Annotated in this window: 16 protein-coding genes; 5 read left to right on the forward strand and 11 right to left on the reverse strand. The window is 66.0% G+C overall.

Annotation, left to right across the window (positions count from 1 at the left end; all coding sequences use genetic code 11):
- Positions 1-193, reverse strand: a 193-nt coding sequence (locus A3A9_RS0104520) for a helix-turn-helix domain-containing protein (protein ID WP_027057705.1), incomplete at its 3' end; no start/stop codon positions are given.
- Between the two features lie 164 nt (positions 194-357).
- Between A3A9_RS0104520 and A3A9_RS0104525 the strand changes: the two genes are divergently transcribed.
- Positions 358-1,290: a sigma-70 family RNA polymerase sigma factor gene (locus A3A9_RS0104525; protein ID WP_027057706.1), complete on the forward strand. Its 933-nt coding sequence runs from the start codon at positions 358-360 to the stop codon at positions 1,288-1,290.
- 11 nt (positions 1,291-1,301) lie between these two features.
- On the opposite strand, the gene A3A9_RS0104530 is transcribed toward A3A9_RS0104525, so the two are convergent.
- Positions 1,302-1,634, reverse strand: a complete 333-nt coding sequence (locus A3A9_RS0104530; protein ID WP_161634476.1) for an ankyrin repeat domain-containing protein — start codon at positions 1,632-1,634, stop codon at positions 1,302-1,304.
- 202 nt (positions 1,635-1,836) lie between these two features.
- The gene (locus A3A9_RS0104535; RefSeq protein ID WP_027057708.1) at positions 1,837-2,751 is read right to left on the reverse strand and encodes an alpha/beta fold hydrolase; all 915 of its coding nucleotides are present in this window, start codon (positions 2,749-2,751) and stop codon (positions 1,837-1,839) included.
- Between the two features lie 119 nt (positions 2,752-2,870).
- Between A3A9_RS0104535 and A3A9_RS0104540 the strand changes: the two genes are divergently transcribed.
- Entirely contained in the window at positions 2,871-3,773 is a 903-nt protein-coding gene (locus tag A3A9_RS0104540) for a LysR family transcriptional regulator (protein ID WP_027057709.1), read from the forward strand.
- Between the two features lie 9 nt (positions 3,774-3,782).
- Here A3A9_RS0104540 and A3A9_RS0104545 read toward each other — a convergent pair whose 3' ends face one another.
- From A3A9_RS0104545 to A3A9_RS0104565, 5 genes are all read right to left on the reverse strand, one after another.
- On the reverse strand, positions 3,783-4,526 hold the full coding sequence (locus A3A9_RS0104545; RefSeq protein ID WP_027057710.1) for a 2OG-Fe(II) oxygenase: 744 nt from the start codon (positions 4,524-4,526) through the stop codon (positions 3,783-3,785).
- Positions 4,523-5,068 (reverse strand): methylated-DNA--[protein]-cysteine S-methyltransferase, encoded by a 546-nt coding sequence (locus A3A9_RS0104550; RefSeq protein WP_027057711.1) that lies wholly within the window; start codon positions 5,066-5,068, stop codon positions 4,523-4,525. The genes A3A9_RS0104545 and A3A9_RS0104550 overlap by 4 nt, the downstream gene beginning before the upstream one ends.
- 119 nt (positions 5,069-5,187) lie before the next feature.
- Positions 5,188-5,394, reverse strand: a complete 207-nt coding sequence (locus A3A9_RS0104555) for a hypothetical protein (protein ID WP_245278975.1) — start codon at positions 5,392-5,394, stop codon at positions 5,188-5,190.
- 21 nt (positions 5,395-5,415) lie between these two features.
- Positions 5,416-6,522: a bifunctional DNA-binding transcriptional regulator/O6-methylguanine-DNA methyltransferase Ada gene (gene ada / locus A3A9_RS0104560; protein WP_033838367.1), complete on the reverse strand. Its 1,107-nt coding sequence runs from the start codon at positions 6,520-6,522 to the stop codon at positions 5,416-5,418.
- Positions 6,523-6,587: 65 nt separating this feature from the next.
- Positions 6,588-7,280: a winged helix-turn-helix transcriptional regulator gene (locus A3A9_RS0104565; RefSeq protein ID WP_027057714.1), complete on the reverse strand. Its 693-nt coding sequence runs from the start codon at positions 7,278-7,280 to the stop codon at positions 6,588-6,590.
- A gap of 177 nt (positions 7,281-7,457) precedes the next feature.
- Here A3A9_RS0104565 and A3A9_RS0104570 point away from each other — a divergent pair, with 177 nt between their 5' ends.
- On the forward strand, positions 7,458-7,784 hold the full coding sequence (locus A3A9_RS0104570) for a DUF1330 domain-containing protein (protein WP_027057715.1): 327 nt from the start codon (positions 7,458-7,460) through the stop codon (positions 7,782-7,784).
- Between the two features lie 115 nt (positions 7,785-7,899).
- The gene (locus tag A3A9_RS0104575; RefSeq protein WP_202596350.1) at positions 7,900-8,436 is read left to right on the forward strand and encodes a hypothetical protein; all 537 of its coding nucleotides are present in this window, start codon (positions 7,900-7,902) and stop codon (positions 8,434-8,436) included.
- 60 nt (positions 8,437-8,496) lie between these two features.
- Here the strand turns inward: A3A9_RS0104575 and A3A9_RS0104580 are convergent, their stop codons facing one another.
- Complete coding sequence (locus A3A9_RS0104580; RefSeq protein WP_027057717.1) at positions 8,497-8,946, reverse strand: ester cyclase; 450 nt, start codon at positions 8,944-8,946, stop codon at positions 8,497-8,499.
- Positions 8,947-9,219: 273 nt separating this feature from the next.
- Here A3A9_RS0104580 and A3A9_RS0104585 point away from each other — a divergent pair, with 273 nt between their 5' ends.
- Positions 9,220-11,313 carry an EAL domain-containing protein gene (locus tag A3A9_RS0104585; protein WP_027057718.1) on the forward strand — a complete coding sequence of 698 codons (2,094 nt, stop codon included), beginning with the start codon at positions 9,220-9,222 and terminating at the stop codon, positions 11,311-11,313.
- A gap of 14 nt (positions 11,314-11,327) precedes the next feature.
- Here the strand turns inward: A3A9_RS0104585 and A3A9_RS0104590 are convergent, their stop codons facing one another.
- Together A3A9_RS0104590 and A3A9_RS0104595 are read right to left on the reverse strand one after the other, a co-directional pair.
- Complete coding sequence (locus A3A9_RS0104590) at positions 11,328-11,516, reverse strand: hypothetical protein (RefSeq protein ID WP_027057719.1); 189 nt, start codon at positions 11,514-11,516, stop codon at positions 11,328-11,330.
- 252 nt (positions 11,517-11,768) lie between these two features.
- Positions 11,769-20,309 (reverse strand): autotransporter-associated beta strand repeat-containing protein, encoded by an 8,541-nt coding sequence (locus tag A3A9_RS0104595; RefSeq protein ID WP_161634477.1) that lies wholly within the window; start codon positions 20,307-20,309, stop codon positions 11,769-11,771.
- Positions 20,310-21,041: the final 732 nt, after the last annotated feature.

Here is a 21,041-nt window from a genome sequence, read left to right on the forward strand (position 1 = left end):
AGGGTCGCGACGAACGGTCGACCATGCCGGCCCGCCCTTCGACCTTATAACGCTCGACCCAGCGCGCCACGATCTTGGCCGTCACGCCGTAGACGCGCGCCGCATGGGCTTGGGAAAGAGCGCCTTCTATCACCGACAGCGCCATCTCCTCTCGACGCAGCGGCGTGAGACGGGCATTCTTGTGGATGTTCATTCGGACCCTCCGGTGGATGCTGAAGCCTGGTAACTCCAGTCTCCTCGATCCGGTCCGAATGGACAACCTCCCGAAAGCTCACATCTAGCTCTTTGTTTTGACGCAATTCCGAACGGAAAACCGCTACACACTTTTCCTGGAATTGCTCTAAGCGACGTGCCGCGATGAACCAGCAGATCCGCAAATTCCGTGAAACGAGGCAAGGCGTTGAGCCGCGCCTCGATCCCGAGGGCCTGTTCGACTTCCGCTACAGGGCGTTCCTGGAGACGGTCTCGCATCTGCGCGTCCGTCTGCACCGCTATTGCGCGCGCATGACCGGCTCGGCTCTCGACGGCGAGGATATCATGCAGGAGGCGCTGTTCGAGGCCTATCGCAAGATCGGGCTGCTCGACGATGCGCAGGCGCTGCGGCCTTGGTTGTTCCGCATCGCCCATAACAGGTGTATCGACTTGATCCGCAACCGCCGCACGCGGCTTAAGGCCGAAGCAGGCTATGCCAGCGACGAGATCGTGCTGCCCGTCGAGCCCGCCGGCCCAGGCGCCGGCCGCGCCATCGAGCGGCTGGTGGTGCACCTGCCGCCGAAGGAGCGCGCCTGTGTGCTGCTCAAGGATGTCTTCGACCATTCGCTGGACGAGATCGCCGAGCTGGTCGGCTCGACATCAGGCGGCGTCAAGTCAGCGCTCAATCGCGGCCGTGCCAAGCTCGCCGCTTTGCCTTTGCGGCCGGTCGCGGCGCCCGCGCACGACCCCGAGCTGGCGCGGCTGCTCGGCCGCTATGTCGAACTCTTCAATGCAAGGGACTGGGACGGGGTGCGGGCGCTGACCAGCGCCGATGCGCGGCTGCGGGTTTCGGACTGCTACAACGGCCTGCTGTCAGCCTCGCCCTACTTCGTCGAATATGAGGGCGGCGAACCCTGGCGCATACGGCCGGACGTGGTCGAAGGGGAGGCCGTGCTGGTCGTCGACAGGCGGAGAAACGGGGACTGGCGGCCGGCCTATCTGGTGCGGGTCCACGCCGATGGCAGCGTCATCGACCGCATCGCCGACTATTACGCGTGTCCGTGGATCCTGGAGATGGTGGCTGCGGACGTGGAATGAAGCGCCTCTCCTTACGTGTCGAAGAACTTCGCTGTGTCGTAGTTTGAGATGGTCATGGCCAATGAACGTGGACTTACGCCATGAACGTTCGCCGCGTCAGGGTCCGCCCCCGCATTCAAGAGCGGGGTGATAGCTTCAGCACCACCCCGATAGGACATTACTGCTCTCCACAAAGGGCTGTTGCCGTTGCTATCTCGCGGCTCCAGCGCCACTCCCGCTCGAATGAGCATCTGAACTAAATCCGCGTCACAGTTCTGGGCAGCAAAGTGCAAGGCGGACCAGCCTGCCTTGTCGATTGCGTTCGGATCAACGCCACTGTCCAGCAAGCGCTGAGCAAGTGCCATCTCGCGATCAATTGTCGCGTTAATGAGGGCGGTGCGTCCCGCTCTATCCCTATCCATTCGTAAGAGATACCAGCTCTGGGAGCGTCCGCAATTGGGGTAGTAGCCGAGCGCTGGGGAATATACGCCTTGCCAGGGCAAAACCCATCGGCTTGGTTCACAAGATCGGTTTCAACAGGCCCGAAGTGGTCGCGTCGGGCGGTTGTTACCTGGAGAGGAAATCGGTGATGAGCTTGACCGTGGCATCCGGGTTTTCTTCCATGATCCAATGGCCGGATGCGGGCACGATGGCGCCCGTCACGTCCGACGCGACAAACCGCAGGATGTCGGCCTGTCCCGTGCCCGCCGATTTCTCCGCGCCGGCGGCCAGCACCGGCATGGCCAGTTTGCCGCCGGTGGACAGCATCGCCTGGTTGTCGATGGCGTCCTGGTCGAATGCCTTGAACTGCTCGAAGGCATCATGCATGGCATGCGGCCGCGCATAGAGTTTTGCGTAGTGGACGCGCGTCGCCTCGTCGATCTTCTTCGGGTCGGCCGACAGTTCGTTGTAGAAGCGGTCGAGATAGATGCGCTCGCGGCCCGCGACCAGCCGTTCCATATCAGGGCCGCGGAAATTGAAGTGCCAGAGCAGCGGGCTTTGCTTGATCTTGTCCCAGTCGCCTATGCCCGGCAGCGGGGCGTCGATGACAACCCATTTCCGGATGCGCTTAGGATACTGCGCGGCCAGCGCATAGCCGACCATGTTGCCGATGTCGTGGGTCACCAGGTCGGCCTTGTCGATCTTCAGCGCATCCATCACGCCGGCGATGTCGACCGCCTGGTTCTTCTTGGTGTAGCCGCTGTCGGGATGAGCCGACAGGCCCATGCCGCGCAGGTCCGGCACGATCACCGTGTGATCCTTCATCAGTTTTATCGCGGCCGGCGCCCACATGTCGCCGGTATCGCCGAAGCCGTGCAGCAGCACCACCGCCGGCCCTTGTCCGCCGACGCGCACATACAGTTTGGTGCCGTTGGTCTCGATCGACTGCGTCTTGAAGCCAGTCGGAAACGGGATCACGCGCGCGGAGGCCGGAGCGGCGAGTGACAGCAGACCAAGCACGATAGCCAAACGACGAAACATGATGCATCCCCCGAGCTTTTATTTTGTCTCGCCGTATCGCGATCTTTCCGACTATGGCACCATGTCCTTGATTTCGTTAGGCGTCAGCCGCCTGATTGTGACTTCGGGAAAACCGAACAATGCTAAAGCTTGAATCCGCCGCCGCGTTTGTCGCCGTCGCGGAATCCGGTTCGATCACCGAAGCGGCCAGGCGCATGAACCTGTCCAAATCCGTCATCAGCGAGCGGCTGTCGGAGCTTGAGCGCAGCCTCGGCGCAAAGCTGCTGGACCGCACCACCCGCAAACTCTCCATCACCGCAGCGGGGCGAGGTTTTTACGAGCGCGCCAAGCGCATCATGCAGGAGGTGGCCGATGCCAGCGCCGAAATCACTGAGCATCGCGGCGCACTCGCTGGACCGCTCAGGATATCGGCGCCGACCAGTTTCGGCATCCTCCATCTCGGTCCGGCACTGTATGGCTTCCTGGCCAGGCACCCGGGGATCGAACTGACGCTTGAACTCGACGATCGTTTCGTCAGCATGGTGGCCGATGGCTACGATGCCATCGTGCGTCACGGGCCGGTCGTCGATGATGGACATGTCATCGTCAAGAAGCTGGCTTCCAGCCGTCGCTTCCTGGTGGCCTCGCCGGACTATATCGAGCGTTCCGGGCGGCCCGCGACCACCGACGACCTGACACGCCACAAGGGCATCATCTATTCCATCCGGGGTGCCGCCGACTGGCGGTTCAGGATTTCGCGGCGGCTGGTGACGATCCGTCCGCAAGCCGCGCTGCGCGTCAACAACGGGATTTTGATGCGCGACGCAGCACTTGCAGGGCTCGGCTTGGCGCTGCTCCCCGCCTACTTCATCCGGACCGAGATCGCCGACAAGCGATTGATGGTCGTCGATGTCGGTGCCGAGCCTGAAGGGGCCACCATCTATATCGCCTCTCCCGAGGACAGGCGCGGATCCGCCAAACTGCGCGCGCTCACCGCATGGCTGCGCGATGCCTTTGGCGATCCGCCCTATTGGCAGGGTTGAGCCGGCGCCTCACTTCGCGTCGTGAAAAATGATGCCGACCGTGTGGCGCATGCCTGAGCGCAGGCGGCTGACGCCGTGGCGCAGATTGACGCGGTAGTTGCCCTTGGTTCCCTGCACCGGCCGGTTGTGGACGGCGAAGGCGACGGCGTCACCCTGGCGCAGCGGCACCACTTCGACCCGGCTCTGCATGCGCGGCCGCTGCTCGGTCAGCGCGAATTCGCCGCCGGTGAAATCCTTGCCCGGCTCGGAGAGCAGGATCGCCACCTGCAGGGGAAAGGCGAGGTCGCCATAGAGATCCTGGTGCAGGCAATTGAAATCGCCCGGCACATATTGCAGCAGAAGCGGCGTCGGCCTGACCTGGCTGGCGCCATGGCACTGGTCGAGAAACTCCGCATGTGCCGCGGGGTAGCGCATGGCGATCCCCATGCGCTCGTTCCATCGGTTGGCAACCTCGGCAAGCCTCGGATAGAGCGCGCTGCGCAACCCGCCAAGCAGGTCGGGCAAGGGATAGCGGAAATAGCGGTATTCGCCCTTGCCGAAACCGTGCCTGGCCATGTGGATGTGGCTGCGGAAATGTTTTTCCTCGGGGTAGAGGCCGGCGATCTGCCGGCATTCTTCAGGCGAGAGCAGCTTTTGCATGACCGCGCAGCCGAAGCCGTCGAGCTCGGCGGCAAGGGCCGACCAGTCGTAAGCGGTGACGCGTGTCTCGGCGGCTTCCACCGCCGCCGTGGCTACCTTGGCGTGGGCGTTCATATCGCGGCCTCCCGATCCAGCAGCGCGCGCTTGCGTTCGATGCCCCAGCGGTAGCCCGACAGCGTGCCGTCGGCGCGCACGACACGATGGCAGGGAATGCCGAGCGCGATGGCGTTGGCGGCACAGGCGGTCGCCACCGCGCGGGCGCCGTTCGGTTCGCCGAGGCGGCGGGCAAGCGCGGTGTAGCTGATGGTGGCGCCGCACGGGATTGTGCGCAGCACGTCCCACACACGCTGCTGGAACGGTGTGCCGTGGCGCATGTCGAGCGCCAGGTCGAGGCCGATGCCAGGCGTTTCGATGAAGCGCGCTATGGCCGCGAGATCGTCGCGCAAGGCGGGTTCGTCTTCAACCAGCACCTTGCCGGGGAAGCGCTCGGCGAGGTCCTGCTCCAGCGCATCAGTGTCGGAGCCGATCAGGATGGCGCAGACGCCGATGGGGCTGCGGGCGGCCAGGATTTTGCCGATCGCGGATTGGCCGATGGCGTAGGCGATCGTGTCGATGTGCGCCGCCGGCGCGGTCATTTGAGTTTGCATGAGGTTCATTGCCTTCACTCCTTGTGTTGTGACTGAACCCTAGCCGCGTGCCAGTTGGCGCTCACTCCGGTGCTTGCTTTCAAATTCAAATCTCGGGATTTGGCCTGAATGGTGCGGAGGTAAGTGCTCTATGCGACACGCGTGACGGACACCGCACCGAGCAAAAAAACCTCGCCGCTCACCAGCCGCAACTCAACCTCACCCGTCGCCGTGCGGCTCCACTCCGCCCTGCCATCATCGACCAACTCGCCAATGGCAGCCACTACCAGCGACTTCGCATCTTCCCAACTGACGGCGTTCTGGACATTCGCACCGGCGGTGGAGGACCTTGCCATGGTGCGCATCGCCGGTTCCCGTCAGACCCGCGAAGACCGGTCGCCGGATACCGCCTCGCGGTCGAGCAGCGCGCGCTTGCGCTCGGCTCCCCAGGCATAGCCCGACAGGGCGCCGTCCTTGCGGATCACGCGGTGGCAGGGAATGGCGACGGCATGAGCGTTGGCGGCGCAGGCGGCGGCGATGGCGCGGGTTGCCCTGGGCGCGCCGATGCGCCCGGCGATCTCGGCGTAGGAAACCGTGCTGCCGGCCGGGATGTCGCGCAGGGCCTGCCAGACGCGCTGCTGGAAGGCGGTGCCGCGCACGTCGAGCGGCAGGTCGAGACCGAGCCTTGGGGCCTCGACAAAGCCGACGACGCGGGCGACCTGCGCCTCGTAGTCGCGGTCGCCGCCGATCAGCCGCGCCTTGGGGAAACGGTCCTGCAGGTCGCGCACCAGCGCGTCCGGATCGTCGCCGAGCAGGATCGAGGCGACGCCCTTGCGGCTCGACGCGACCAGGATGGCGCCGAGCGAGGTCTCGCCGACGGCGAAGCGGATGTCTTCATGCGCGCCACCGGCGCGGTAGCGCGTCGGCGTCATGCCGAGCATGCCGGTGGATTTCTCGTAGAAGCGTCCGCTCGAATTGAAGCCGGCATCGTAGATCGCCACGGTCACGCTGGCGCCGTCCTCCAGGCCCTGGCGGACCCGGGCGGCGCGGTGTGCGGCGGCATAGTCCTTCGGCGTCAGCCCGGTGATCGCCTTGAAGACGCGGTGGAAATAGCCGGCGCTGCGGCTGGCGGCGGCGGCCAATTCGGCGAGCGAGGGCTCTTCCTCGCTCTGCTCGATGAACCGGCAGGCCTTGGCGACCATTGCCGCATTGCCGGCCTCGGGCGAGGGGCCATCCGGGTTGCAGCGCAGGCAGGCGCGAAAGCCGGTCGCCTTGGCCTGAGCCAGCGTGTCGTGCAGTTGCACATTCCCGGGGTTGGCGCGCCGCGACGGGCAGGAGGGCCGGCAATAGACGCCGGTCGTCGCCACCGAATACCAAAATTGCCCGTCCGCCGATTTGTCGCGGGCAACGATGCGCGTCCAGCGCGGATCGTCAGTCACCGGCAGCGGCGTCGATTTCAGATCTCTTTGAAGCGTGATGAACATGGCCGCATTGAAGCCGCCAAGAGCCGGCGTCGCCACCCGTTTCCTGCCAACTGTCAGGAGAGCCCCTAAGCCGCGCGCTTAGGCTCTACCGCAAACGGGCTGAGCCCAAGCCAGGTCTGCATCTTTTTTCCGATGGCCTGGTCGCCGGTCAGGGCAACCTTCGTGCCGGCCTTCTCGACCGTGAGCAATCCCATCCAGATCGCCGTCATCGTGTGCAGGTCGGTCGAGACGTAGAGATCGACGTCGAAGCCCGGATCGTACCAGCACAGATCGACCTCGCCATGCTTCTCGACGATCAGCCACCAGGACCGTTTGGATGCCGGGAGATCCTGATACAGAAATTGTATCACCGTGCGTCCCTCGGGCAGCGGCGAGGGGTTCAAATTGCGCCGCATGTCCCACATCAGCAACGACGGATCGAGGTTTTTGAGCGACAGCCGGGACTCGACCCATTTCTGCCCCCAAAAACCCATCGCCTCGACTACCGGGCGCAAATCGCGGCCGGCTTCGGTCAGCCGATAGTCGAAAATTCCCTTCTCGCCCTCGATCTCCTTGCGCTCGACGATCCCCGCCAGCTCGAGCTCCTTCAGCCGTTGCGACAGAAGGGTTGGCGACATCTTTGGCACGCCGCGGCGCAGGTCGTTAAAGCGGGTCGAGCCCGCCACCAATTCGCGCAGCAGCACCATCGTCCAGCGGGTGCACAGCACCTCGGCGGCCATCGATAGCGGGCAGAACTGCTTGTATCCGTGCTGGGTCATGAATGGTGTTCCTCCCTCGAAGCTGGGATGAACATTAGCCCTTCATGATTGAAGCGACGAGTACAGAAACTGTACCGGCCCAGTACAGATCGCGGACTGGTTGGCGAGGGCGCTGCCATGCGAGCCCTTTGGCCGGTGCACGGGATACCCCTGTGCGCCGCAACCAGGAGACTACCCATGACTGCTTACGTAATCGCGGACATCAAGATGAACGACCCGAAATGGGTGCCGGCCTACGCCGCCTCGGTGCACGACATCGTCCACAAGCATGGCGGCAAATATCTGTCGCGCAGCGGCAATGTGAAGACGCTTGAAGGCAAGCCGCTCGATACCACGCTGATCGCCTTGATGGCGTTCCCGTCGGAAGCGGCGGCGCGCGCCTTCGCCAACGATCCGGCCTACGCGCCTTTCGTTTCGGCACGCCAAAGTGGCAGCGACAGCCGTTTCCAGCTGATCGACGACACCGATCTGGCGGGAACGATCCCATATCTGCCGAAGGGATGATCCTTCCCTGATACATCGAATTCGGTATCACCAAGCAACAACAGTCACGGCGCTTGCCTGCCGAGCCTCCGTATTTTCGGCGGCCGGCCAGCCGTGCTTTTTCAAGAAGAATGGAATGGATATGAAATCAAATCTTCGCAACAGGCTCGTCATGGCGGGGGCCATGCTGGCCGTCTGCACCAGCTTCGCATGGGCGCATCAGGAAGCGGCTGAAGCCGCATCGGGCCCCAACCCGCTGGCCGACAAGGTACGAGCCGCGAACAGCCGGTTCCTTGACGTCAAGGCGGCGACCGCCGAGGGCTATGCGCCCATTCCCTGCGCCAGCGGCATCACCGGTGGCGCCATGGGCATCCACTACGTCAACGGCCAGTATCTGAAGGACGACAAGATCGACATCGCCCGGCCTGAAGCCGTGATGTACGAGCCGATGGCCGACGGCCGGCTTAAGCTGGTGGCGGTCGAGTACATCACCTCGAAGGGCCCGGCCTCGCTCGACGGGCAACTGTTCAACTTCAACAGCGCCCCCAATCGCTACGGCCTGGGTGAATTCTACGAACTGCATGTCTGGGCCTGGAAGGGCAACCCGACGGGCACTTTCGCCGACATGAACCCGAAAGTGTCATGCGAACACGCGATGGCGCCGAGCCAGTAAGCAGTGGGCCAGGCGGCGCTCATGCGGCCTGGCCCGAAACAACCGGTCTGTGCGACTGCCTCACGCGGCCTTGATCAGGCCGAGCTGGGTAAGGGCGGTGACGCCGTCGTCGAGGCCGATCTCCTCGACGATCCGGCCGCCGATCACTTTCAGCACCGTGGTGCCGGTGAAGCGCATCGTGCGGCCGGTGGCGGCGGGCAGCGAACCGACCAGGAAATCGCTGAAGGCCGGGCCGGTGTGGGTGCCGCCGCCTTCCCACTGGCCTACGACATAGTCGCCTTCGGCGATGAGGTCGGCGGTCGCCCAGAAGTTGAGATCCGGAAAGGCGGCGCGGAAATCGGTCATGAAGGCCTTGATGTCGTCGCGGCCGTTGCGCGGCTCATGCAAGGAATATCTAAGCAGCATGTCGGGCGCGGCAATGTCGTCGACGACGGAGAGATCGCAGGTTTCACCCCAGAAGTCGGTGAACCATCTGACGACGGCGGCCTTGTTGTCTTCTTGCTTGGTCATTGGGAGGTCCTCTTCCTTTTTGCTAGGGATCATCGACGCTGCCGATGACCCGGGATCATCGGAACTGCCGATGACCTGGAGCATCGGAGCTGCCGATGACCTGGAGCAGCAGTAGGATGAACCGGCGGCCGCAAAACTCCGGTTCTTGCCTTCCAATCGAAAGACGGGGTTGCGGACGAGAAGGCAGGGACGCTGCCCATGCCGCGTCCGGTAACTGTTTCTTCTCTGGTTTTGCTGCAGATTGCCCCCTGGCGGGGATGAGCGAAACAGAAGATGGCGCGTCAGGGCAAGAAAAGTCGCAATGGAGAGTTTTGGGCGCTGGCGCTCGAACGCGCTCATCTTGGCGTCTGGGACTGGGATATTGCAAACGGCAGCTGCTTCTATTCGCCGACATGGTGGCGCATGCTCGGCTATGAGGAGGGCGAGCTTGCCGACACGGCCGATCTCTGGCTGCAACTGACGCATCCCGACGACCGCGAGCGGGCGCTGGCCAGCGGCGACGCCCACATTGCCGGCTTGACCCCGTCGATCGAGACCGAACTGCGGCTGAAGCACAAGCAGGGCCATTGGGTCTGGGTGCTCGACCGCGGCGGCATTGTCGAGCGCGACGCGTCCGGAAAGCCGGTCAGGCTGATGGGCGTGCAGACGGACATTTCGAAGCAGAAGGCGGCCGAAGCCGCGCTTGAACAGGTCAATGTGCGCTTCGGCCTGGCGCTCGCCGCCAGCGGCACCGGCATCTGGCACTATGACATCGCCACCAACAAGAGCTATTGGGACGCCCGTACCAGGGACATATTCGGCCTCGTTGCCGACACCGACGAGGTGACGGCCGACCTCTGGCACAGTTTTCTGCACCCCGATGACAAGGAAGCCACCGAGCGCGCGCACCAGCCGGCACCCGGCTCGGACGCGGTGACCGCCTCGCAATACCGCATCATCAAGCGCGACGGCGAGATCCGTCATGTCGAATCGCTGGTGCGCTTCGTTGCCGCCGCCGGCACCGCGGGCCAGGTCCTCGGCACGGTGCGCGACATCACCGAGGACAAGCTGCGCGAACAGGAGCTTGCCTTCGCCGCCCGCCACGACGCGCTGACCGGCCTGTGGAACCGCTCCGCCTTTGACAGGCTGCTTGCCGAGCATATCGCCACGGGCGTGCCTTTGGCCGTGTTCTATGTCGATCTCGACTACTTCAAGGCGCTCAACGATTTCGCCGGCCATGCCGCCGGCGATCTGGCGCTGAAGAGCGTGGCGGCGGGCATTGGCCGCTGTCTGCCGCCATCGGCGCATGCGGCGCGTCTGGGCGGCGACGAATTCGCGCTGCTGGTGCCGCATTGCGACGCCGCGCAGGCAGAGCAGCTGGCCGGCGCCATCCTGGCGGCCGTGCGCGGCGCGGATCTCGGCCTTGCCGCGACCTCGCGGCGGCTCGCGGCAAGCATCGGCATCGCCATGGTCCATGACCACACCACCACGGTCGCCGACGCGCTGGCCTGCGCCGACGACGCCTGCTACGCGGCCAAGGCCGCCGGACGCGACCGTTTCGCGGTGTTTTCGGCCGAGGCCAATTCCGGCGGGCTCAATGCGGCGCGGCTCGCCGCCGACACGGTCGACGCCATGGAGGACGGAAGGCTGAAACTGTTCGGCCAGGAGATCCACCGGCTGGGGCGGCCCTGGGACGAGAGCCGCCATGTCGAGGTGCTGGCGCGGCTTGTCGGGCGCGGCGGCAGGCTGATCCCGCCGGGCGAATTCATCCCGGCGGCGGAGCGCTTCGGCATTGCCGCCAGGCTCGATCGCTGGATCATCCGCACCGCGCTCTCGCTGCACGGCTCGGCGATGAAGTCCGGCGCGATCACGCTCGGCTTCAACCTGTCGGCGCAGACGCTGAGCGATCCGGGGCTGTGGGACTTCGTCGACAGCATCATCGAGCAGACCGGGGCGCCGCATTCCGGCATTGGCTTCGAGATCACCGAAACCGCCGCGGTCACCAATTTCGACGCAGCCGAGACGTTCGTGCGCAAGGCGCGTGAGCGGCGCTGCCGGGTCAGCCTCGACGATTTCGGCGCCGGCATGAGCTCGTTCGAATATCTCAGGCGCTTTCCGGTCGATGCCATCAAGATCGACGGTTCCTTCATCGAGCACATCACCGAAAGCCGCTTCGACCGCGAGATCGTGCTGGCCATCACGAGCATCGGCCGCAGCCTCGGCTGCGACGTGGTCGGCGAGAAGATCGAGCGTCAGGATACGCTTGGCATGCTCAGCGACATGGGCGTCGCCTTCGGCCAGGGGTTCCTGCTGCATCGGCCGGAACCGCTGGAGCAGGTTGTCACCCGCGCCACCGCTGCGGCGAGCGCGGTCCGCAAGGCATCGTAATCAAGGCATCGCAATCATTGCCGCGCTGCCGAGCGCGGAAACTCCAGCACCCCGGTCTCGGGCCGTCTGTGCTGGGCCTCCACCACGGTTTCGATCAATTGATCGAGGACCTCGCATGCAGAGCGGCTGGCCTCGTCATTGCCGCGCAGATAGTGATAGGCGCGCTCAAGATGGATTCGGGCAGCTGAAAAATCGCTGGTCAATGGTCCCTCCATGATCCCGCCCTAATGTATCTTGGCCTGCCTGGCGGAACGCCGGGTAAATATCCACAGTCGGGTTTTATTCAAATGCCGCTGAAGTTTGCCAGAATATGGACCGGGACCAGAACATAGACCAGGACATGCACGCAGGAGCGGGCGAGGCATACTTGATTGCGAGGGCGGTGGCTGCGGGCGCTGTCCGGCTGGCACAACGGGCGGCCGATCGAGCCTGTCGATCGGCGCCGGTTCGTGTCGTCAGAACTTGACGCTGAGCGTGCCCTTGAGGGTGTGCTCCTGCGTGCCGGATCCAAGCTGGCCGCTATAGGTGAGGTCGAGGCTGGTTTTTTCCGTCAGGCGCCAGTTCGCACCCGCTTCCAGCACCAGCGCGTCGCGGGCGATCGGCACGCCGCTCACCGCAAACGCATCGCTGCCGGTGAAGGTAAAGGTTTCCGTCGGCACCACGTCCGAATAGGCGTGCTGCCAGCCCACCAGGCCGTGCACGCGCAGCAGGCTGTCTCCAGCCGTGATGTCGGTCGCGGCCCTCAGGCCGAGCGTGGTGTAGGGGACATCGCGGGTGATGCCGTCGCTGGTCAGCGCCGCCGGCCCGCCGGTCTCGGTGAAGCCGTCGGCATTCAGATGGACATAGGCGGCGTTGACGAAGGGCTCGAAGTCGATCCCGCTGGCGGTCATGGCGTAGCCCATCTCGCCGAACAGGTAGGTCGCCGAGGCGTCGTAGTCGGCGCTCAGCCTGTCGGCGAAGCCCGGGAATGCGACAGTGCGGTCGGTCTTGACCTGATACCAGTCATGACCGACGCCGAAGCGCAGGCCGATATGGTCGAGCTGCGTGCCGGCATAGGCCATGATGTGATAATTGTTGCTGGATCCCGACGACTGGCGCGCATCGACGTCGAACGACGAATGCGAATAGCCGGCCGCCGCGCCCACCAGCCAGTTGTCGCCAACCGGCCCGTCGACGCCGATCAGAAGACCGCCAAGCGAGTGCGTGAGCTCGGCCGCATTGCCGTCGCCGCTGAACTTTCCCCAGCTGCCGATGGCCTGCGACCAGACACTGAAACGCTCGCGCTCGGGCGTGGCCGCCGAGCGGGTCATCAGCGGATCCTTGAGGTCGACATAGGAGCCGGGATCGGACGCCTCGACCGCAAGCCCCGATATGATACGGTCGGCCATGGTCTTGCGCATGAAGCGCGTTTCGTCGATCAGGGCACTGGTCACGCTCGGGTGGATCTCGCCCGAAAGCTGGTCCAATGCCGCTTGCGCCTGGGCTTCCGAGCCGTTCAGGATGGCGGTCACGATCGGGTTGGACGGATCGAGCGTCTCGACCGCGTTGCCGACGCTTTGCTGGTTGGGCGTCTGGCCGACATCGCCGATGGAGGTGCCGTTGCGGTTGACCTCAACCTCGACCGCGTCCGGCTGGTAGATCAGCGTCGGCGTCAGGAAGGCCGAGCCACCGGCCGCCGCAACCGTGGTGAAGGTTCCGCCGACGCCGGCGCCCGAGGTGATGATCGTATAGGTGGTGCCGGCGATCATCATGCCGCCGACATTGACCGTGCCGCCGGTAAGCGTGGTGGTGCCGGTCGCGGCGATGAGGTCGCTGGTGCCGCCCGCGCCGACATCGACCGCCAGTGTGGAATTCGGTCCGAAGGCGACATTGCCGGCAACGTTCAGCGTACCGACTGGATTGCCGCCGGTCGCGCTGCCTGGCGCGACGGTCGCGCCGGCGCCGGCAGTGATGCCGCCGACGGTGCCGGTGCCGGCGAGCGTTCCGCCAGTGTCGACGACGACGCTCGAGCCGGCGATCGAGCCGGTGATGTTGAGCGTGCCGTCGAGCACATTGGTCGGGCCGGTATAGGTGCTGGTGCCCGACAGCGTCAGCAGGCCGGTGCCGATCTTGTCGAGGCCAAGGCCGCCAGTGCCATCCTCGATGGTGCCGGCGAAGCTGCCGGCGCCGGCGCTGAGCACGGCCGCGGCGCCGCCGTCATTGGTGATGGTGGCACCGGCCGATCCGGTCAGGTTGGTGGCCGTCGCGCCAAAGCCGTTGAGGTCGAGCGTGCCTTGCGCGCCGATATTGAGCGTTGCGCCGGTTCCCGCCGTCAGCGTACCGGCGGCTGCGTCGCCAAGCTGCAAGGTGCCGAAGTCCACGGACAGCGTTGTTCCGGCTCCAACCGAAGCGCCTGTCCCGTCGAGCGCCACCGTGCCGGTGTTGCCGGTCGAGCCGATATGCAGATCCGCGCCGGCGCCAAGCGCCAGCGGTCCGGTGAGCAGCGCATCGATGCCGGCCTGGGCCGACAGCGTCGCTGCAGTGCCCGCCGCCAGGTCGAGCCCGTTGTTGAAGGTGCCGTTGGCGCCGAGGATCAGCTGCGTTCCAGCGCCGAGCGTCGCGTCACCAGTACCGAGCGCGCCTGTGTTGCCGGCGATGACGGTGCCGGCAGTGATGTCGAGGCCGCCGCCGAAGGTGTTGGCGCCGTTGAGCGCCAGCGTGCCGGCACCGGTCTTGACCAGGCCGTTGGCGGCGCCACCGGAGATGATGCCGCCCAGCGTGCCGGTCCCGGCGGCGACGTCGAGCGAGGCATCGCCGCTGCCGGTGAGGGCGATGTTGTTAGCAAGCGTGATGCCGGCGCCAAGGCCGAGCGTGGCGCCTCCGGCAAGCGAAGCATCACCGCTGCCGAGCGCGAGATTGTTGCCGGCGATGACGGTGCCGGCGCCGATGATGAGACCGCCGGCAAAGGTGTTGGCGCCGTTCAGCACCAGCGTGCCGGTTCCAGTCTTGGTCAGGCTGTCTCCCGCTGCCCCCGAGATGATGCCGGCAAGGGTTCCAGTGCCGAGCGTCACGTCGAGCGAGGCATCGCCTGTCAAGGCGATATTGTTGGCAAGTGCGATGCCGGCGCCGAGACCGAGCGTGGTGCCGCCGGCCAAGGTGGCCGCTCCGCTGCCCAGTGCTGTGTTGTTGCCGGCAATGACGGTGCCGGCACTGATGGTGAGGCCGCCGGCGAACGTGTTGGCGCCGTCGAGCGTGAGCGTGCCGGCGCCGGTCTTGATGAGACCGTTGGCCGCGCCGCCGGAGATGACGCCGGTCAAGGTGCCGGTGCCGAGCGCCACGTCGAGCGAGGCGTCGCCGGCGCCGGTCAGGCCGATATTGTTGCCAAGCGTGATGCCGGCGCCAAGGCCGAGCGCAGCACCCCCTGACAGGGTGGCCGCGGTAGAGCCGAGAGCCAGGTTGTTGCCGGCAAGGACGGTGCCGGCCGTGATGTCGAGACCGCCGGCGAATGTGTTGGCGCCGGTCAGCGCCAGCGTGCCGGCGCCGGTCTTGATCAGGCCGTTGGCCGCGCCGCCGGAGATGACGCCGGTCAAGGTGCCGGTGCCGAGCGCGACATCGAGTGAGGCATTGCCGGCGCCGGTCAGGCCGATATTGTTGCCGAGCGTGATGCCGGCGCCAAGGCCGAGCGTAGCGCCCCCGGCAAGGCTGGCCGCACCGGTGCCGAGTGCCGTGTTGTTGCCGACGATGACGGTGCCGGCATTGATGTCGATGCCGCCGGCGAAAGTGTTGGCGCCGTTGAGCGCCAGCGTTCCGGCGCCGGTCTTGATCAGGCCGTTGGCCGCGCCACCGGAGATGACGCCGGTGAGCGTGCCGGTGCCGAGCGCCACATCGAGTGTGGCATCGCCGGTGCCGGTCAGGCCGATGGCGTTGCCGAGCGTGATGCCGGCGCCAAGCCCGAGCGTGGCGCCGCCGGCGAGTGAAGCCGCACCGGTGCCGAGAGCCGTATCGTTGCCGGCGATGACGGTACCGGCGCCGATGTCGATGCCGCCGGCAAATGTGTTGGCGCCGTTGAGCACCAGCGTTCCGGTGCCGGTCTTGATCAGGCCGTTGCCAGCTCCGCCGCCGGAAATGATCCCGGTCAAGGTCCCGGTGCCGAGCGCCACGTCGAGCGAGGCGCCGCCGGCGCCGGTCAGGCCGATATTGTTGCCGAGCGTGACGCCGGCGCCAAGGCCAAGCGTGGCGCCGCCGGCCAGTGACACCGGATTGGCGGCGAGGCCGAGGGCCGTGTTGCTGCCGGCGACCAGCGTGCCGCCGCCAATGGTGACGGCGCCGGTAAAACTGTTGTTGCCGGTCAGCGTCAGCGTGCCCGCGCCGGTCTTGTCGAGCGAGATGTTGCCGGTGATCGTGCCGCCGAAATTGCCGGCGGCGATGCCCAGGGTTGCCGCGGCCCCAGCATTGCCGATAGTGCCGCCGGCAACGCCAGTCAGATTGCCGATCGTCGCGCCGAAACCGTTGAGGTCGACCGCGCCGGTGGCCGCGACATTGAGCGTCGCATTGGCCAGTGTCGCGCCGATCGCCGCGTCGCCCAGCTGCAACGTGCCGAAATTGGCCGACAGCGTGGCGCCGGCGCCGATCGTGCCGGCGCCCGCGATGCCGACGATGCCGTTGTTGGTTGCCGTGCCGATGGCGAGCGTGGCGCCGGCGCCGAGATTGAGCCCGCCGCCAAGCGTGGCGATGAGGCCGGCGCCCGCCGACAGCGTACCGCCGAGACCGGCACCAAGATTGAGCGTATTGTTGAAGGTGCCGGTGGCGCCGAGCGTCAATTCGGTGCCGGCGCCGAGCGTGACCTGGCCGATGCCGCCAGGGCCGCTGCCCAGCGCATTGAGATTGGTCGCCAGCACCGAGCCGGCGCCGATGGTCAGCCCGCCGGTGAGGCCGATATTGTTGCCGCCAAGCGTCAGTTGCCCGGCACCGGTCTTGATCAGCGCATTGCCACCGCTGATCGCGCCGGTCAGCGTTCCAACGCCGAGCGAGACATCGAGCGTGGCATTGCCGGCGCCGGTCAGGCCGATATCGTTGCTAAGCGTGATGCCGGCGCCGAGGCCGAGCGTGGCGCCACCGGCGAGCGAAGCCGCGCCGCTGCCGAGCGCGAGGTTGTTGCCGGCGATGACGGTGCCGGCGCCGATGGTGAGGCCGCCGGCAAACGTGTTGGCGCCGTTGAGCGCCAGCGTGCCCGCGCCGGTCTTGATGAGGCCGTTGGCGCCGGAGATGATGCCGTTCAATGTGCCGATGCCGGCCGAAACGTCGAGCGATGCATTGCCGGCGCCGGTCAGGCCGATATTGTTGCCAAGCGAAATGCCGGCGCCGAGGCCGAGCGTGGCGCCGCCGGCCAGCGAAGCCGCACCAGTGCCAAGCGCAAGGTTGTTGCCGGCAATGACGGTGCCGGCGCCGATGGTGAGACCGCCGGCAAAAGTGTTGGCGCCGTTGAGCGCCAGCGTGCCGAGGCCGGTCTTGATCAGGCCATTGGCGGCGCCGCCGGAGATGATGCCGGTCAGCGTTCCAACGCCGAGCGAGACGTCGAGCGAGGCATTGCCGGCGCCGGTCAGGCTGATGTTGTTGCCGAGCGTGATGCCGGCGCCGAGGCCGAGCGTGGCACCGCCGGCGAGCGAAGCCGCGCCGCTGCCGAGCGCGAGGTTATTGCCGGCGATGACGGTGCCAGCGCCGATGGTCAGGCCACCGGAGAACGTGTTGGCACCGTTCAGCGCCAGCGTGCCGGTGCCGGTCTTGATGAGGCCGTTGGCGCCGGAGATGATTCCGGTCAATGTGCCGATGCCGGCGGAGACGTCGAGCGAGGCATTGCCGGCACCGGTCAGGCCGATGTTGTTGCCGAGCGTGATGCCGGCGCCCAGCCCAAGCGTCGCGCCGCCGGCGAGCGAAGCGGCGCCGCTGCCGAGCGCGAGATTGTTGCCGGCGATGACGGTGCCGGCGCCGATGGTGAGACCGCCGGCAAAAGTGTTGGCGCCGTTGAGCGCCAGCGTGCCGAGGCCGGTCTTGATCAGGCCATTGGCGGCGCCGCCGGAGATGATGCCGTTCAGCGTGCCAGTGCCGAGCGCCACGTCGAGCGTGGCGGCGCCGGTGCCGGTCAGGCCGATGTCGTTGCCGAGCGTGATGCCGGCGCCCAGCCCGAGCGTGGCGCCACCGGCGAGCGAAGCCGCGCTGCTGCCGAGCGCGAGGTTATTGCCGGCGATGACGGTGCCGGCGCCGATGGTGAGACCGCCGGCAAAGGTGTTGGCGCCGTTGAGCGCCAGCGTGCCGGTGCCGGTCTTGATAAGGCCATTGGCGCCGGAGATGACGCCGTTCAGCGTGCCGATGCCGGCCGCGACATCGAGCGAGGCGTTGCCGCTTCCGGTCAGGCCGATCCCGTTGCCGAGCGTGACGCCGGCGCTGAGCCCAAGCGCGGCGCCGCCGGCCAGGGAGACGGCGTTGGCGGCGAGACCAAGCGCCGTGTTGCTGCCGGCAATCAGCGTGCCGCCACCAATGGTGATGCCGCCGGCAAAACTGTTGCTGCCGGTCAGCGTCAGCGTGCCCGCGCCGGTCTTGTCGAGCGAGATGTTGCCGGTGATGGAGCCGCCGAAATTACCGGCACCAATGCCCAGGGTAGCCGCAGCGCCCAAATTACCGATGGTGCCGCCGGCAAGGCCGGTGAGGGTGCCGACTGTCGCGCCGAAGCCGTTGAGGTCGACGGCGCCGGCCGCGCCGACATTGAGCGTTGCATTGCCGAGCGCGGCGCCGATCGCGGCGTCACCCAATTGCAGCGTGCCGAAATTGGCCGACAGCGTCGCGCCCGCGCCGATCGTCGTGCCGCCGCCGAGCAGCGCCACGGTGCCGTTGTTTATGGCGGTGCCGATGCCGAGCGTCGCGCCGGCGCCGAGATTGATGCCGCCGCCGAGCGTGGCGGTAAGACCGGTGCCCGCCGACAGCGTGCCGCCAAGGCCCGCGCCAAGATTGAGCTGGTTGCTGAAGGTGCCGTTGGCGCCCAGCGTCAGCTCGGTGCCGCCGCCGAGCGTGACCTGGCCGATGCCGCCGACGCCGCTGCCCAGCGCGTTGACGTTGGTCGCCAGCACCGAGCCGGCGCCGATGGTCAGCCCACCGGTGAAGCCGGTGTTGATGCCGCCGAGCGTGAGTTGCCCAGCACCTGTCTTGGTCAGGCCGGCGGTGCCGGTGATGTTGCCGTTGAGGGTGCCGATGCCGCCGGAGACATCGAGCGAGGCAGCGCCGGTGATGTCGAGATCGTTGGTCAGCGTCGTACCGGCGCCGATGCCGAAAGACGAGCCGGCGCCAAGGCTTATGCCACCAAGCCCCAGCGCCAGATTGTTGGCCACCACCAGCGAGCCGCCGCCGCTGATCGACACGCCGCCGGTGAATGTGTTGACGCCCGACAGCGTCAGCGTGCCGGCGCCGATCTTGTTCAGCCCGAGATTGCCGGAGATCACGCCGGCGAAATTTCCGGCGTCGATGTTGAGGGTGGCAGCCCCTCCCGTATTGGTGAGGCTGCCGCCGATGGCGCCGGTCAGATTGCCGATCGTGGCGCCGAAGCCATTGATGTCGACGGTGCCGGCCGCACCGATGTTGAGCGTCGCGCCGGCCAGCTGTGCGCCGATCAAGGCATCGCCAAACTTCACCGAGCCGAAGTCGGCGGACAAGGTTGCCCCAGCGCCGATGGTCGAGGTGCCGGCCAGCGTCAGGCTGCCCAGCGAAGCCGCCGTGCCCAGGCCGAGCGTGGCGCCGGCGCCAATGTTCAAACCGCCGCCCAGCGTCACGTTGAGGCCGGTGCCGGCCGACAGCGTGCCGCCGAGCCCGGCGCCGAGATTGAGCGCGTTGTTGAAGGTGCCTGCCGCACCGAGCGTGAGGGCGGCGCCACCGCCGAGCGTCACCTGGCCGATGCCGCCGGCGCCGCTGCCCAGCGCGTCGACATTGGTTGCCAGCACCGAGCCGGTGGCGATGGTGAGCCCGCCGGTGAGGCCGGTGTTGACGCCGCCCAGCGTCAGCTGTCCGGCGCCCGTCTTGGTCAGGCCGATCGTGCCGCTTATCGCGCCGTTCAATGTTCCGGTGCCGAGCCCGACATCGAGCGTGGCGCTGCCGGTGCCGGTCAGGCTGACGGCGTTGCCGAGCGTGACACCGGCGCCGAGGCCGAGCGTGGCGCCGCCGGAGAGGCTGGCAACGCCAGTGCCAAGCGCCGTGTTGGAGCCAGCGACCAGCGTTCCAGCGCCGATGCTGACGCCGCCGGTGAAAGTGTTGGCGCCGGTGAGTGTCAAGGACCCGGTGCCGGTCTTGATCAGCGAACCGCCGGTGCCACCAATGGTGCCGCTGAAAGTCGTGTTGCCGCCGATGCCGCCAAGCGTCAGCGCCTTGGCGCCGAGATCGACCGAGCCCGTGCCGGACAGCGAGCCGATGCTCATTCCGCCCGATGTCAGGCCGGAAAGGCCGAGGCTGCCGCCGGTAAGGGTGATGGCGGCGTTGCCGCCGGTGCTGGTTCCCGTGAAGTTCGCAGCACCCCCCAGAGCGACGGAAATGGCGGCGTTGCCGCCAGTGCTGGTCCCCGTGAAATTCGCGACGCCGCCGAGATTGACTGCAATGGCGGCGTTGTCCGCGCTGCTCGATCCGTTGAAATTGAGGGTGCTGCCAGCCCCGCCAACGGCGATCTGCGCGGCTCCGGCGAGACTGTTGCCGGCGAAGTTGATGTCACCGCCGGCCGTGGCGGTGATGACTGAGGTGGCAGCCGTGCTGGTGCCGGCGAAATTGACGGTACCGTTGGCGGTGGCATTGATCAGGGCATTGCCGGCGCTGGTGCCGGTGCCGTTGAAGGTCAACGCCCCGCTACCGCCCAGCGTGCCGCCCACGGCGAAGGTCGGCGTTGTCAGCGTGGAATTGTTCTGGATGCCGGCGCCGCCCAACGTCAGGGAACTGGCCAGGCCCAAACCACCGACACTAAAAGTATAGGGCACCGCCCCTGCGGTCAACGATATGGCCCCGACGGAGCTGGCCCCAGGTCCGAACCCAACGGCGGGTACCCCAACTGTGTCGAATGTTGCGGTGTCCGCGGCGGTGGGAATGCCGGCCGTCCAGCTCAAGGGATTGTTCCAGCTGCCGAGACCTGCGCCCGTCCAAGTCGAATCGGCTGCCAATGCCGGCCCTGCGGCTGATGCGATGGCTATTGCGAGACTTGAGACACCCAGGAGAAGAGCAACCCGATTGGAATGGCACGAACGAATCCGCCAAGGCATGCGTTGCCCCTTCCTGTTGCAGGATCAACGCATGATTACTCTTACCATCTTTACCTGTATTGAAAAAATAACATGTGGATAAATGAGCTACAAGCATAATTATCTCTGATATGTACTTTAGGGCTTTTGCATATTCTTAATCCTTGATTCTAAAAGAGTGTACATATGTGTTTTCGAACCTCATCTTACGCTAATTTAGCTTAAGCCTTTCCCAGAATATCGATTTTTTATACTTTATGAACGTAAACTATATAAAGTAGCGTAATCGGCAAAAGCGTTGTCAGGGCGCGTCAACGGCGAATCAGTGCCATTCGCGGTACTGATTCGGAGTCGCGCCATCAATGCTTGTTGAACCATCCCAGATATGCGGTCGCGGGATGCCGCTCGGCGACCGCGATAAGCTGAGCTCCATCGCCACCGACTTGTCAGCAGTGTGTTGCTTTAACCTTTGCCACGGCGCTTGAGGCA

The organism is Mesorhizobium loti CJ3sym (assembly GCF_000472785.1).
Lineage (GTDB): Bacteria > Pseudomonadota > Alphaproteobacteria > Rhizobiales > Rhizobiaceae > Mesorhizobium > Mesorhizobium loti_E.

Coding starts and splice junctions, on each gene's coding strand:
- A3A9_RS0104525 (WP_027057706.1), top strand. CDS start 358: ATGAACCAGCAGATCCGCAAATTCCGTGAAACGAGGCAAGGCGTTGAG.
- A3A9_RS0104530 (WP_161634476.1), bottom strand. CDS start 1,634: ATGGCACTTGCTCAGCGCTTGCTGGACAGTGGCGTTGATCCGAACGCA.
- A3A9_RS0104535 (WP_027057708.1), bottom strand. CDS start 2,751: ATGTTTCGTCGTTTGGCTATCGTGCTTGGTCTGCTGTCACTCGCCGCT.
- A3A9_RS0104540 (WP_027057709.1), top strand. CDS start 2,871: ATGCTAAAGCTTGAATCCGCCGCCGCGTTTGTCGCCGTCGCGGAATCC.
- A3A9_RS0104545 (WP_027057710.1), bottom strand. CDS start 4,526: ATGAACGCCCACGCCAAGGTAGCCACGGCGGCGGTGGAAGCCGCCGAG.
- A3A9_RS0104550 (WP_027057711.1), bottom strand. CDS start 5,068: ATGAACCTCATGCAAACTCAAATGACCGCGCCGGCGGCGCACATCGAC.
- A3A9_RS0104555 (WP_245278975.1), bottom strand. CDS start 5,394: ATGGCAAGGTCCTCCACCGCCGGTGCGAATGTCCAGAACGCCGTCAGT.
- ada (WP_033838367.1), bottom strand. CDS start 6,522: ATGTTCATCACGCTTCAAAGAGATCTGAAATCGACGCCGCTGCCGGTG.
- A3A9_RS0104565 (WP_027057714.1), bottom strand. CDS start 7,280: ATGACCCAGCACGGATACAAGCAGTTCTGCCCGCTATCGATGGCCGCC.
- A3A9_RS0104570 (WP_027057715.1), top strand. CDS start 7,458: ATGACTGCTTACGTAATCGCGGACATCAAGATGAACGACCCGAAATGG.
- A3A9_RS0104575 (WP_202596350.1), top strand. CDS start 7,900: ATGGATATGAAATCAAATCTTCGCAACAGGCTCGTCATGGCGGGGGCC.
- A3A9_RS0104580 (WP_027057717.1), bottom strand. CDS start 8,946: ATGACCAAGCAAGAAGACAACAAGGCCGCCGTCGTCAGATGGTTCACC.
- A3A9_RS0104585 (WP_027057718.1), top strand. CDS start 9,220: ATGGCGCGTCAGGGCAAGAAAAGTCGCAATGGAGAGTTTTGGGCGCTG.